Origin of the sequence: Pseudomonas sp. BT76 TE3572 (genome assembly GCF_050435365.1) — a bacterium.
GTDB classification, from domain to species: Bacteria; Pseudomonadota; Gammaproteobacteria; order Pseudomonadales; family Pseudomonadaceae; genus Aquipseudomonas; species Aquipseudomonas fluorescens_W.
The window spans coordinates 1,232,086-1,244,530 of record NZ_JBNDKE010000001.1 but is presented as its reverse complement, the minus strand read 5'-3'; the positions used below and the strand labels follow the sequence as shown (position 1 = coordinate 1,244,530).

At 60.1% G+C, this 12,445-nt stretch carries 12 protein-coding genes; 5 read left to right on the top strand and 7 right to left on the bottom strand.

Going from position 1 to position 12,445, the window contains the following annotated elements; translation table 11 throughout:
• Positions 1-21 precede the first annotated feature (21 nt).
• Together ltnD and ABH912_RS05655 are read right to left on the bottom strand one after the other, a co-directional pair.
• Positions 22-927 (bottom strand): L-threonate dehydrogenase, encoded by a 906-nt coding sequence (gene ltnD, locus ABH912_RS05660; protein ID WP_095132767.1) that lies wholly within the window; start codon positions 925-927, stop codon positions 22-24.
• Entirely contained in the window at positions 920-1,087 is a 168-nt protein-coding gene (locus ABH912_RS05655; protein WP_197281711.1) for a hypothetical protein, read from the bottom strand. The genes ltnD and ABH912_RS05655 overlap by 8 nt, the downstream gene beginning before the upstream one ends.
• Positions 1,088-1,549: 462 nt before the next feature.
• Here ABH912_RS05655 and ABH912_RS05650 point away from each other — a divergent pair, with 462 nt between their 5' ends.
• Positions 1,550-2,197: an MliC family protein gene (locus tag ABH912_RS05650; RefSeq protein ID WP_033055203.1), complete on the top strand. Its 648-nt coding sequence runs from the start codon at positions 1,550-1,552 to the stop codon at positions 2,195-2,197.
• A 10-nt stretch (positions 2,198-2,207) separates the two neighbouring features.
• On the opposite strand, the gene ABH912_RS05645 is transcribed toward ABH912_RS05650, so the two are convergent.
• Positions 2,208-3,392 carry a patatin-like phospholipase family protein gene (locus tag ABH912_RS05645; protein ID WP_429509965.1) on the bottom strand — a complete coding sequence of 395 codons (1,185 nt, stop codon included), beginning with the start codon at positions 3,390-3,392 and terminating at the stop codon, positions 2,208-2,210.
• 47 nt (positions 3,393-3,439) lie between these two features.
• Positions 3,440-3,904: a MaoC family dehydratase gene (locus ABH912_RS05640; protein ID WP_111449927.1), complete on the bottom strand. Its 465-nt coding sequence runs from the start codon at positions 3,902-3,904 to the stop codon at positions 3,440-3,442.
• Positions 3,905-3,930: 26 nt separating this feature from the next.
• Here ABH912_RS05640 and ABH912_RS05635 point away from each other — a divergent pair, with 26 nt between their 5' ends.
• Positions 3,931-4,056 carry a hypothetical protein gene (locus tag ABH912_RS05635; RefSeq protein WP_269434504.1) on the top strand — a complete coding sequence of 42 codons (126 nt, stop codon included), beginning with the start codon at positions 3,931-3,933 and terminating at the stop codon, positions 4,054-4,056.
• A 70-nt stretch (positions 4,057-4,126) separates the two neighbouring features.
• Here the strand turns inward: ABH912_RS05635 and ABH912_RS05630 are convergent, their stop codons facing one another.
• The 3 genes from ABH912_RS05630 to ABH912_RS05620 form a co-directional block, all read right to left on the bottom strand.
• A complete protein-coding gene (locus ABH912_RS05630; protein WP_033054882.1) occupies positions 4,127-5,227 on the bottom strand; it encodes an AI-2E family transporter in 1,101 nt (366 codons plus the stop codon).
• 316 nt (positions 5,228-5,543) lie between these two features.
• Positions 5,544-6,179 carry a response regulator transcription factor gene (locus ABH912_RS05625; protein ID WP_008146422.1) on the bottom strand — a complete coding sequence of 212 codons (636 nt, stop codon included), beginning with the start codon at positions 6,177-6,179 and terminating at the stop codon, positions 5,544-5,546.
• A gap of 4 nt (positions 6,180-6,183) precedes the next feature.
• Entirely contained in the window at positions 6,184-8,460 is a 2,277-nt protein-coding gene (locus ABH912_RS05620; RefSeq protein ID WP_429509962.1) for a PAS domain-containing sensor histidine kinase, read from the bottom strand.
• Between the two features lie 230 nt (positions 8,461-8,690).
• On the opposite strand from ABH912_RS05620, the gene ABH912_RS05615 reads away from it, so the two are divergent.
• The 3 genes from ABH912_RS05615 to ABH912_RS05605 all read left to right on the top strand — a co-directional run bounded on the left by ABH912_RS05615 (position 8,691) and on the right by ABH912_RS05605 (position 12,423).
• Positions 8,691-10,313, top strand: coding sequence for an acyl-CoA synthetase (locus tag ABH912_RS05615; protein ID WP_429509960.1), 1,623 nt, complete (start codon positions 8,691-8,693; stop codon positions 10,311-10,313).
• A gap of 113 nt (positions 10,314-10,426) precedes the next feature.
• Positions 10,427-10,753: a DUF485 domain-containing protein gene (locus tag ABH912_RS05610; protein WP_050482769.1), complete on the top strand. Its 327-nt coding sequence runs from the start codon at positions 10,427-10,429 to the stop codon at positions 10,751-10,753.
• A complete protein-coding gene (locus ABH912_RS05605; protein WP_429509958.1) occupies positions 10,753-12,423 on the top strand; it encodes a cation acetate symporter in 1,671 nt (556 codons plus the stop codon). The genes ABH912_RS05610 and ABH912_RS05605 overlap by 1 nt, the downstream gene beginning before the upstream one ends.
• Positions 12,424-12,445 lie beyond the last annotated feature (22 nt).

The following is a 12,445-nucleotide window of genomic DNA, read 5'->3' as shown; positions in this document are numbered from 1 at the left end:
TTCCTCAAACGGGCTCGGGCTTCAAACGGACTGGGGCTTGGCAGTCGGCAATTCGATGCCCGGGAAAATCTTGATCACCGCCGAGTCGTCCTCACGGCCGAAGCCGGCACTGGACGCCTGCATGAACATCTGGTGCGCGGTGGCCGACAGCGGCAGCGGGAATTTGCTGGCCCGGGCGGTATCCAGCACCAGGCCCAGGTCCTTGACGAAAATATCCACCGCGGACAACGGTGTGTAGTCAGCCTTGAGAATGTGCGGCACGCGGTTTTCGAACATCCAGGAATTACCGGCGCTATGGGTGATCACCTCATAGAGTGCATCGGCATCGACCCCTTCACGCAGGCCCAGCGCCATGGCTTCGGCAGAAGCGGCGATGTGCACCCCGGCGAGCAGCTGATTGATGATTTTGACCTTCGAACCCAGGCCATGAACGTCACCCAGGCGATACACCTTGCCGGCCATGCCCGCCAGGATCGACTCAGCCTTGGTATAGGCGTCGGCCGGCCCCGAGGTCATCATGGTCATCTCGCCAGCGGCAGCCTTGGCGGCGCCACCGGAAATCGGTGCGTCCAGATAAAGCAGACCCAACGCGGCCAGGCGCTGGCCCAGATCCACCGCGTACGTCGGGGCGACGGTGGCACAGCCGATCACCAGGCTGCCCGGACGCAGTGCGGCCACGGCACCCCCCTCACCAAACAGTACGGTTTCGGTCTGCTCGGCGTTGACCACGACGGTCACTATCACGTCGCACTCAGCGGCCATGTGCGACGGCGAAGAGCACGCCACGCCGCCCTCCCCGGCAAACTGTTCAGTCACCGCAGCCCGCACATCACAGGCATGCACATTGAAACCGCTGCGCAACAACGAGCGGGCAATGCCCAGGCCCATCGCGCCCAGACCGACAACACCGACATTCTTGTTATTCATGGGGTACTCCAGAGGAAAGCAGCGACTGCTTGCGCGCCTGCAAGGCGCAGACATTGGCCGCGTTGTAGAGAGGGCTGCGGTAGACAGGATCAGCGCCGAGCGGATAAACCCGCTGAGGGGCGCTGTCATTCAGCACATGAGTCGCGATCTCATCGAACATCAAGGCAATCCTGTTTTTGTCGTGTTATCAGGTTGTCATACCGGCTGCTGGAGATCATCTACCAATGATCAGATTATGTGAAGTATTTTTTCAACCTAACATTTTTTAACATGCCCTGCGGATCCTCGGTAAACCCATACGTGCGATGTAGCAGCTGTCGAGCTTGCGAGGCTGCGTCCGGCTGCGCAGCAGTCGTAAATCCGACGAGCGCGGTCTACCTGATTCACCGAGAGCACTGATTTCACGACTGCTGCGCAGCCGAACGCAGCCTCGCAAGCTCGACAGCTGCTACAGAGCCGGACGCAGGCTGCTACAAGACATGCGTTTCTGCGCCCGGCGGTGTGGCAAGTTTTGAGCACTGACTTACACTGCGATACACCCAATGCGAACGAATGAATGTTCAATAGACCGATAGGTTCCATGGCAATCCGGGGATCACGTCATGATCTGGGTGAAGCCAACATGAAAACGGTCACGGCCCTTTTCACCTGTCTGCTCGCTGCCAGCGTTTGCGCGGCGACGAGCACCTGCGCAAATGCTGCGTCGTTCAAGACCAGCTTCGACTGCGCCACCGCAAGGGCGTCCGTCGAAAAGCTGATCTGTCGCGATCGGCAACTGGCACAGATGGATATCGAACTGACACGTCTTTATCGCCTGGCGCTCACGGATGAACGTTCAGTACCGCGGCCAGACAAAGTCTTGATCGACCAGCAGTTCTGGATCGACTCCCGTAATCAGTGTGCGTCCACGCCTGACCCCAAGGCGTGCACGATCCGAAGCTATGCCGAGCGCGCGCACCAGCTGCGCCAAGGCTCGGCCATTGTGAGAACCAAGGATCCAGACAGGCTCACCGAAGGCCCCCTGGCTTTTCGTTGCGCAGGGTTTAACGCACTGATAGCCGCCACCTTCTTCAACACGCAGCCAGGTGTCGTGTACCTGAAATGGGCGAACACCTCGATCACCCTGAACCAGGTGCCGAGTGATTCGGGCACCCAATACACGGGCAAGGATTCCCTGGGGAACTACCGCTTCTGGCAAGACGGCAACGGGGTGATTTTCCAGAAGCCAGGCACTGGGGCGATGAGTTGTACGGCCGAGCCGGTCAGCTGATTGCCCTCTCTCACGTATTCGGCGATTTATGCCACGGATACCCCTTCGCACTGAGTTGAAAGGCGTAATCGAATAAGCGCTTCATGTACTCGCCATCAAATTTATAAGCGCGGGAAGTATCAAAATCGGAGCCGATGTACGCCAGATTGAAGTCCGCGCCATCCTGCTGTGCAATTCGGTAAATGCGATCCAGATCGCTGATCCCCTGAGTCTGGATCAATGCGCTGATGGCGCGACCGCCGATGCTCAAGGTGCGGCGCTTGGTTCCGGACCACTGCAGCTCCAGTTTGCCGTTGCGAATGACATAGAAATGCCGTTCATCACGCGAACGCGCTCCGGTCACGCGGCTCAGCGCCGTCACGGTGCCGGGTGGGTAAAGGAACACCTGAGTCAGGACGCCTCCGTCCACGTGCATTTCCTGAAACTGTTGGCCGTCAACCTCCACATCGATCATGACGGGTGAGACGGCGCCGGGAATACTCATCGACGCGATCATGATGTTGCGAAACAGGTCGAGCGCGCCCGGTGCCTGGCTGGAGGCAATAGCGCCCATGTTCCAGGTGATCGGGCGCCCAGAATCAAGGTCGGTGGTGCCGATCATCAGAAGACGTCCTTTGGCGTATTCCGACGCGATCGCCGCAAGAACCTCAGCCGTGATGTGCTGTGCAATGAGCCGCGACAGTGGCTTGCTGTGCGCGATACCGTCACTGGCAAGACGGGTCAGCACATTGCGCGCATGGAAAATGTCTTTGGGACCGACTGCGTTGCAGATACCCAGAATGACCCCGTCGTACTGGGGCCCCAGGTAGGCGAACGGGGCGACCAGGGCACCAGCACTAATGCCGGTGACAACTTTGAACACCGGTCGAGACCCATGCAGGGTCCATCCCGCAATGATGCCCCCCGCGAAGGTGCCTGCATCGCCGCCCCCCGAAACGGCCAACATGCTTGCCAGCGGCAGGGTGTCATTGGGCAGCCCGGCGCTGGCGAGCGCCTCGGCTTCTCGAAGGTTGGCCTGACTCACATCCCGAATGAACGGCGTCAGATCCTGGTCCAGCCAGTAGCGAGCATTTGGAATGCCGGGGATGAGCGCTTTTTCGGTTAACGTTGGCGGCACCGCATCTCGGCGTTGCAGGCACGCCTGACGCAACATGTTCAGCGTTGAGGCGCTAGGCCTTAGCAGGAATGTTTTCAAAACGCCTCCTCCGGCCCCTGTAATTGACAAAGAACACGCCTGCTTTCTCAATCAGGCGCCGGTCTTCTGAAGACCAGCAGTTTGCCGGTGGCTCGCTGCACGACCTTGTCGTTTTGATTGAGTGTTTCCATGAACAGGGTCACCACGCCCCGATCTGGTTTGGAGCTGGACGGTTCGATGGCCTGCACGGTGCATTGCAGACGCAACAGGTCGTCCGGGTAGGTCGGTGTCGGCCAGCTCAACTCGATGCTCAGGCCGATGATCCCGTCTGCCAATGGCACGCTTTCCACCAGCAGCTTCATGGTCAGGGCTGCGGTGTTCCAGCCACTGGCGGCCAGGCCACGGAACAGGCTCAGTTCGGCGGCTTCAGGATCGAGGTGAAACGGTTGCGGGTCGAATTCCTGAGCGAAGGCCAGCATCGACGCTCGATGGACACGCAGGCTGTCGCTTTCGAACTGCTGACCCAGGCTCAAGTCATCGAGGTAGAGTTTTTCCCAGGAATGGATGGTCATGATTCAACCCTCTCTAGGCGTAGCTGATGTCGCTGAGGTCGATAGCCACCACTCACGTCCACGTTGTAGTCGAGTCGACGAAGCAGGAAGTCCTCGCCGAAGTAGAAGTCCTGCACCGCGCATTAAGTGGCGAAGTCCAAACGGTCATCTGACGGGGTGCACTGTCCTGCTCGTCAGGGCGAATGGCCTGAACACCTTAAATGCTAGCGCAAGCCCGGGCTGTCATAACGTCGGCGGGACGTCCGGTCTGTTCGGCGTCGGATCCTCCACCCATTGCCAGAACAACTGATAGCCGACCGCAAGCACCACCGGGCCGATGAACAGACCGAGGATGCCGCTGGTGACCATGCCGCCCAAGGCTCCGATCAGCACCACCGGCATCGGCACATCGACACCGCGCCCCAGCAGCAAGGGCTTGAGTACGTTATCCACCAGGCCGGCAACGAACACATAGATGGCGAAGACGATGGTCGCTGTGCTGGCCCCCTCGGTGGCGAACACATAGGCAATCACGGGCACCGTAATCAGCGTCGCGGGCAATTGCATGATGCCGAGCAGCAGCACCGCCAAGGCAAGCAGACCGGCACCGGGGACACCCTTGAGTACGAATCCGATGCCCACCAGCAGCATCTGGATGAACGCGATGCCGACCACCCCCAGCGCGACCGCACGGATCGTTGCGGTACACAGTGCGGCGATTTTCGGCCCCTTGCCCGGATCGCTGACGCGTGAAGCGATCTGTACCGCACTGCGCCTGCCGCTCTCGCCATAGGCCATGAAGATGCCGGCGATGATCAATGCAAAGATAAAGGTGAGGAACCCCATGCCGATGCCGGCCAGTTTGCCGAGGAAACTCACGCTGAAATGTTTTATCTGCGGCAGGTACTTCGCTGTCAGGTCGGGAAGGTCGGTTGAGGCCTGCAGCCATATGGCAGAGAGACGCTTGCCCACTAACGGCCAGTCAGCGACTGAATCGGCGGGTGGCGGAATATGGAAGTTGCCGTCCTTGACGGTGGTCATGGCATGCGAGACCGAATCGGCAATCGAGGTGACCAACAGATAGATCGGCACCATGAGCACAATGATCGCGATCAGCACAATCAGCGTCGCAATATGGCCGTCTTTCAGACCCAGTGGTCCCTTGAGCCGCTCTTGCAATGGATAAAGGGTGATCGCCAGGATCACCGACCACAGCATGAGGTCGCGGAACGGGCTGAAGATTTCAAAGCAGAACAGCACCAGCACGGTAATCAACCCGGCTCGGATCAAAACATCGAGCAGACTGCGTGTGAACGCCTTTTCGGAGCTGGATGTGGGCACCATTGCTGCCTCCTTGCAGATCGCTGCAGAGGGATGAGATCAGTTAGCCCAGCATAGACGTTCAGTTGGAAAAGTGAGTGGATGGGGTGAAAGCGAAGCGTTGATTGGGTGATTCTGGATTTTGTGTCTGGCTCAGGATCCACCCCTCACCCCAGCCCTCTCCCCAAAGGGGAGAGGGGGAAAGGGAGCCGATCTGTGTTGTTCTTCAATCCTGAGTTCACCTCGGGCTTTCAGGTCGATGTAACTCTAAGAACAACTCGGTCAGTCCCCTCGCCCCCTGGGGAGAGGGTTAGGGTGAGGGGCGTTACCCTTGCGCAAATCACCTCAGCTTCAGCGGATCAACCAATTCAGCCGCGATGGCCATGCCCACCAGGTCCGGCAAGGTATTGGCCTGCATGCGTTTCATCACCCGCGAGCGATACAGGTCGACGGTTTTTGCGCTCACGCCCAGTTGCTCAGCGATCTCACGGGTGGTGTAACCCTGGACCAGCGGCAGCAAGACATCGCGCTCCCGTGGGGTCAGTGTCAGCAAGCGTGCCTGCAAGGCTTCATGGCCCTGATTGCCCGAGCGGTTTGCCGCGCAGTTACTGAGTGCCTGTTGCACGCTGTCCAGCAGCAATTGCTCGTTATAGGGCTTCTCGATGAAGTCATGGGCGCCTGCCTTGAAGGCGCGAACCACGATCGGCACATCCGCGTGCCCGCTGACGAAAATGATCGGCAGGTTCAGCTCACGTGCGCGCATTTCTTCCTGCACGTTCAAACCGCCCATGCCGGGCATGCGAACATCGAGCAGCACGCAGGCATCGAGCGTGGCATCACAAGCATTGAGAAACTCCACGCCACTGGTGAACGGCAAGGCCTTGAGCCCTACCGATTCCAATAACCAGACCGTTGAGTCGAGCATGCCTTGATCGTCGTCGACCACATACACCACGTGCTCCGTCACACCTGCCATTACGTTATTCCTGTTGTTGTTTTGTTGGACCGGCCAGCGGCAAACGGCAGCACATCAGCAGCCCGACCGGTTGGCGTCGAGCCTGTAATTCGCCACCGAAACCTTCGATGATGCTGCGGCTCATGGACAAGCCAAGCCCCAGGCCATCGGCCTTGCTGGTATAGAACGGGGTAAATATCTGCTCCAGTTCGGGCTCGCTGACGCCTGGCCCCTGGTCTTGCACACTGATTTCCACGGTTGCACCACCGCCCTGCCCCGCAGCCATCACGATCAGCGAAGGCTGCCCCGGATGTTGTTCGCGGTTGGCATCGATGGCATTGCGCAACAGATTGAGCAGCACCTGCTCCAGCAGCACCCGGTCGGCATAAATCGGCGGCAGATTATCCGGCAGGCGATCCTCGATTGTCACTTGGCAATTGCTCGCTTCCCAGGCACACAAACGCACGGCCTCGCGGGCGACGTCGGTGAAATTCAGGGCCTGCATCCGGCGTTGTCCCTTGCGCAGAAACGCGCGTAAACGCCTGATCACTTCTGAAGCATGCGTGGCGTGATGGGTAATGCGTTCCAGCCCTTGCGCCACTCGGGCGGCGGCCTGGGGATTTGAATCCAGCGTCTGTAAATAGCGCTGGCTGGCATTCGCGTAATTGACCACCGCCGCCAACGGCTGGTTGATTTCGTGAGCGATGCCCGAGGCCAACTCACCCAGGGTGACCAGCCGCGCGGTGTGGGCCAGTTCGTCCTGATGGCGTCGCTGTTGCACCTCGCGCAGTTCACGCTCGGTCATGTCCCGCGCCACCAACGAGTAGTAGCGCTCGCCGCCGGCCGAACGGTGCGCCAGCAACACCAGCGATACCGGCACTGAAGTGCCGCCACCCGGTGGCTGCAATCGCGCATCGGTGCTCCAGACACCGTCGCGTTCGGCGCTGCTCCAGCCATCACGCTGCAGACGTGTCAGGTCGGCGCTGGCGAACAATTGTGCCAGGGCTGGCATCGGTTGTTGTTCGTCGATCCCGAGGATGCGCCGCGCCGCCGGATTGAGGTAAGTGACTTGCCCCTCGGGATCGATGAACAGCACCGGATCGGTGTTGGCTTCAACGACTTCCGCCAGGCGCCGCTTGTTCTCTTCGGCTTGCACCCGGGCGGTGATGTCCCGGGACACGCTGACCACTTCAACCACTGTCCCGGTGTAGGTTTCACGAATCGCCCGGCTCGCGGTTTCGAACCACAGGTAATGCCCGTCTCGATGGCGAATGCGATAGGTCATCGTGTGATAACCGTCCTGCTCCAGGGCATCTCGCGCGCGCTGCACCAGGCTGGCCAGGTCCTGACCATGGAACAAACCCTGGGCCATTTGCCCGCGCAACTCTTCCGGCCAATAGCCGAGCAACGTCCAGGACGCGGGCGAGGCATCGAGAAAACGCCCGTCCGGGGTGTGTCGGGAAATCAGGTCGGTGGTGTTCTCGATGATCAACCGGTACAACCGGCGCGCCGTGGCGGCTTCACGCTCGGCCAGCACTTGTGCCGTGGCATCGCGGCAACGGGCGAGCACGCGGTTGTCCTGGGGATCGGGGATAAACGTCCAGATCAGGATCTGCGCTTCGAATTGGGCTTCGACCCCGTCGATGGCGCGTTGCTGGTCGAGGCAGGCACGGACCAGCACCCGGTGATTGACCGGCAGAAAACCCAGCACATCGGTCAACGGTTTTTCGGCGAGCAGTGCCAACAGCGCGGCATTGAACTCCAGCGGTCGGCCCTGGGCATCGAGCAACAGACTCGGCTGTGGATCGTGCCCTAACAGCGGTGAGCCGCGCAGCATGCCGTTGACGCTGCTCAGCAAGGTCGTCAGCAAGTCCTGCACCCAACCCAGCCAATCAAGACTCACGCCCTCGCACACTTCCACCAGCAACAACCCCGGCTGCGCCGGTTGCAAGGCCAGATCAAACACCTGGCCATGGCTGATAGCCGCACGACGCAGTCGCCCGGACAACCAGCAATCGAGTTGCCGAACTTGCGCCAGATCCAGGCGCCCCGCCTCGCCCAGCCGATCAAACAGCAACTGATCGCTGGCCAGCGACGGATCGCCCAGGCCCGGTGGAAAATGCTGGGCGGCACCCTCGTGGCTGTATATCCGCGCATTGGCTTGCCAACTCAAATAAACCGCCCGGCGTACCTCGGGACATTCCTGCAGCGCACGGCACAACGCATCGGCCCGGGCGGCCAGAGACACACCCTCGCGCTGCAGGCGCAACCAGCTGTGCAATCGAACGGGAGTCAGGGTCATCACGGGTCCGCTTCGTTGGGGAGGCCAAGGATATACCGGCCTTGGCGGTGTGACTGTATTGATTTAGACCTGGAAGAATCAAATATAGTACATATCCTATATGACGTAGGTTGTACTTCCATATCAGTAGCTGAATGTTATATAAAGCAAACCGGACATAAAAGGTGCCCTCAGCGGCGACGCTGCAAGGTCATCTATAGAGCTAACAATCAGCCACCGAGTACCCGTACATGTCGATCTATGAACAAGGGCTAGGCCCTGCGGCTGTCAATCATATTGCCTTGTCTCCGCTCAGCTTCATCGAGCGCACCGCCAGCGTTTATCCGGACTACCCCGCCGTCATCCATGGTTCCATTCGCCGTACCTGGGCGCAGACCTACACCCGCTGCCGCCGCCTGGCTTCGGCGCTGGCCGGTCGCGGCATCGGCAAGAACGACACGGTGGCCGTGATGCTGCCGAACATTCCCGAGATGCTTGAAGTGCATTTCGGCGTGCCGATGATTGGTGCGGTGCTCAACCCACTCAACGTGCGTCTGGATGCCGAAGCCATCGCCTTCATGCTGCAACATGGCGAAGCCAAGGTGCTGATTACCGACCGCGAGTTCCATGATGTGATTCACGCTGCCATTGGCATGCTGGATCACCCGCCGCTGGTCATCGACGTTAATGACCCGGAATACGGCGAAGGCCAGGCGGTCAGCGATCTGGACTATGAAGCGCTGTTGGCCGAAGGCGACCCGGCCTTCGCCTGGCAGTGGCCGGCGAACGAATGGGACGCCATCTCGCTGAATTACACCTCCGGCACCACCGGCAACCCGAAAGGCGTGGTTTACCACCATCGCGGTGCTTACCTGAACTCGTTGGGCAACCAGATGACCTGGGCCATGGGCAACCATCCGGTGTACCTCTGGACCCTGCCGATGTTCCATTGCAACGGTTGGTGCTACCCGTGGATCATCACCGCGATGGCCGGTGTGCATGTGTTCCTGCGCCGTGTCGATCCACAGAAAATCCTCACGCTGATCCGCGAGCATCAGGTCACCCATCTGTGCGCTGCGCCGATCGTGCTCAATGCCTTGGTCAATATGCCGGCGTCGGCGAAAGCGGCGATCGATCACCCGGTCAACGCCATGGTCGCCGGTGCCGCGCCACCGGCCAAAGTGATCGGTGCCGTGGAAGAAATGGGTATCAAGGTCACCCACGTCTATGGCCTGACCGAAACCTATGGTCCGGTGACGCTCTGCGCGTGGCATGCCGAATGGGATGAGTTGCCGCTGGACGAACGGGCGCAAATCAAATCCCGTCAAGGCGTGCGCTACCCGACGCTTGAAGGTGTGATGGTCGGCGACTCGAAGACACTGGAACCGACCCCGCGAGACGGTCAGACCATCGGTGAAATCTTCATGCGCGGCAACACCGTGATGAAGGGCTACCTGAAGAACTCGACCGCCACGGCCGAAGCGTTCGAAGGCGGCTGGTTCCATACCGGCGACCTGGCGGTGTGTCATCCGAACGGTTACGTCGAGATCAAGGACCGACTCAAGGACATCATCATTTCCGGCGGCGAGAACATTTCCACCATCGAACTGGAAGGCGTGCTCTATCGCCATCCAGGCGTCATGGAAGCGGCCGTCGTCGCCCGCCCTGATGAGAAGTGGGGCGAAACGCCCTGCGCCTTTATCACATTGAAGGCTGATCACCAGGACGTTCGCGAGGCCGACATCATCAGTTTTTGCCGCGAACACCTGGCCGGTTTCAAAGTGCCGCGCACAGTGATCTTCACCCTGTTGCCGAAAACGTCCACCGGCAAGATCCAGAAGTACGTCCTGCGCGACAGGGCCAAAGCGCTCTAACCCGAACCAACGTTGTACCTCCCGGCGGCAGGTGTTTTACCTGCCGCTTCGGGCTCGTGCACGCCGAATTCGGCCCCGTTCAAACGCCTATAACAACAAATGTGGAGCCACCCATGATCGACATCCATTCAACCGATACCCAACGCTGTGAGCGCATTCGGTCCAACCCGAAATTCCTTCAATTGGTGAGCAGCCGTTCGCGCCTGGCCTGGTCGCTGAGTGCTGCGGTGCTGGGCACTTACTACGCGTTCATGTTGGTGGTGGCGTTTGCCCCGCAGTGGCTGCATGCGCCGCTCGCCGAGCATCGGATGTTGACCCTGGGCATGCCGGTTGGCGCGGCGATCATCATTTTTTCCTGGCTACTGACCGGTTGGTACGTCTACCGCGCCAACACGCGTTTTGATGCACTGGGCGCCGCCATTCTCGAGGAGAGCAAGTAATGACTCTTCTGCGTAAACTTCTCCTCGCCGCTGCCGGGCTATTGCCGGCCTCCGTTGTGCTGGCTGCACCCGCGCTGGGTGCGGTGGAAAAACAACCGCTCAACCTGCATGCGATCGGCATGTTCTTCGTCTTCGTGCTGGGCACGCTGGCCATCACCTGGTGGGCCGCGCGGCAAACCAAATCCACGTCGGACTTCTACACCGCAGGCGGTGGCATTACCGGGTTTCAGAACGGTCTGGCGATTGCCGGCGACTACATGTCCGCCGCCACATTGCTGGGGCTGTCCAGCCTGGTGTTTGCCAAGGGCTACGACGGCTTCATCTATACCATCGGCTTCTTCGTCGGTTGGCCGATCATCACCTTCCTGATGGCCGAGCGCTTGCGCAACCTGGGGCGCTACACCTTTGCCGACATCGTGTCCTATCGACTGGACCAGAACAAAGTGCGGATCTTCGCCGCGTTTGGTTCGTTGACGGTGGTGTGCTGCTACCTGATCGTACAGATGGTCGGTGCCGGTCAGTTGATCAAGTTGCTGTTCGGTCTCGACTATCCGGTTGCGGTGGTGATCGTCGGCGCGCTGATGCTGGTGTACGTGATCTTCGGCGGCATGATCGCCACCACCTGGGTACAGATCATCAAGGCTGTGTTGCTGCTTGCCGGCGGCACGACCCTGGCGTTCATGGCCATGTCGCAGTTCGGTTTCAGCTACGAAACCCTGGCCACCAAAGCCGTCGAAGCTCATGCCAGCGGCTGGAACATCATGGGCCCTGGCTCGATGCTCGCCGACCCGATCAACACCGCTTCGATGTCGCTGGGCCTGGTGTTCGGGATTGCCGGTCTGCCGCACATTCTGATGCGCTTCTTCACCGTGCCTAACGCCAAGGAAGCGCGCAAGTCGGTGTTCTACGCCACCGGTTTCATCGGTTTCTTCTTCCTTGTCGTCTGCACCCTGGGCTTTGCCGCGATGGTGATCATCGGCACCGACCCGCAGTACTACGTCAATGGTGAAGTCGGCGGCGCCTTGATTGGCGGCGGCAACATGGTCGCCATGCACCTGGCCAAAGCGGTCGGTGGCAACCTGTTCTTCGGTTTCCTCTCGGCCGTGGCCTTCGCCACCATTCTGGCGGTGGTCTCCGGGCTGGCCCTGGCCGGTGCCTCGGCGATATCCCACGATCTCTACGCCACAGTGTTCAAGAAAGGCAAAGCCAGCCAGAAACAGGAAATGCGCGTGACCCGCATGGCCACTGTCGGCCTGGGCATCGTCGCGATTCTGCTGGGCATTCTGTTCGAGAAGATGAACGTCGCGTTCCTGGTGGGCCTGACCTTCGGCATCGCCGCATCGACCAACTTCCCGGTGCTGATCATGGCGATGTACTGGAAAGGCTTGACCACCAAAGGCGCAATCATCGGCGGTTTCGCCGGCCTGATCTGCGCACTGGTGCTGGTGATCCTGTCGCCAGCCGTCTGGGTCACCGTGCTCGGCCATGCTCACGCGATCTTCCCGTACGACCACCCGGCGCTGTTCTCCATGCCGCTGGCGTTCTTCGTGATCGTCGTGGTGTCGAAACTCGACCGCAGCGTGCGGGCCGACAAGGAGCGTGATGCTTACGCCGACCAGTTCGTTCGCGCCCAGACCGGCCTCGGTGCCGCCAGCGCTTCCAGCCATTGATAGAAAGGGCACGGCCTGCTCA

What these genes read in the sequence shown, in the direction of transcription:
- ltnD (WP_095132767.1), bottom strand. Translation starts at nt 927, where the DNA reads ATGAATAACAAGAATGTCGGTGTTGTCGGTCTGGGCGCGATGGGCCTG.
- ABH912_RS05655 (WP_197281711.1), bottom strand. Translation starts at nt 1,087, where the DNA reads ATGTTCGATGAGATCGCGACTCATGTGCTGAATGACAGCGCCCCTCAG.
- ABH912_RS05650 (WP_033055203.1), top strand. Translation starts at nt 1,550, where the DNA reads ATGAAAACGGTCACGGCCCTTTTCACCTGTCTGCTCGCTGCCAGCGTT.
- ABH912_RS05640 (WP_111449927.1), bottom strand. Translation starts at nt 3,904, where the DNA reads ATGACCATCCATTCCTGGGAAAAACTCTACCTCGATGACTTGAGCCTG.
- ABH912_RS05635 (WP_269434504.1), top strand. Translation starts at nt 3,931, where the DNA reads ATGTCGCTGAGGTCGATAGCCACCACTCACGTCCACGTTGTAGTCGAG.
- ABH912_RS05630 (WP_033054882.1), bottom strand. Translation starts at nt 5,227, where the DNA reads ATGGTGCCCACATCCAGCTCCGAAAAGGCGTTCACACGCAGTCTGCTC.
- ABH912_RS05625 (WP_008146422.1), bottom strand. Translation starts at nt 6,179, where the DNA reads ATGGCAGGTGTGACGGAGCACGTGGTGTATGTGGTCGACGACGATCAA.
- ABH912_RS05620 (WP_429509962.1), bottom strand. Translation starts at nt 8,460, where the DNA reads ATGACCCTGACTCCCGTTCGATTGCACAGCTGGTTGCGCCTGCAGCGC.
- ABH912_RS05615 (WP_429509960.1), top strand. Translation starts at nt 8,691, where the DNA reads ATGTCGATCTATGAACAAGGGCTAGGCCCTGCGGCTGTCAATCATATT.
- ABH912_RS05610 (WP_050482769.1), top strand. Translation starts at nt 10,427, where the DNA reads ATGATCGACATCCATTCAACCGATACCCAACGCTGTGAGCGCATTCGG.
- ABH912_RS05605 (WP_429509958.1), top strand. Translation starts at nt 10,753, where the DNA reads ATGACTCTTCTGCGTAAACTTCTCCTCGCCGCTGCCGGGCTATTGCCG.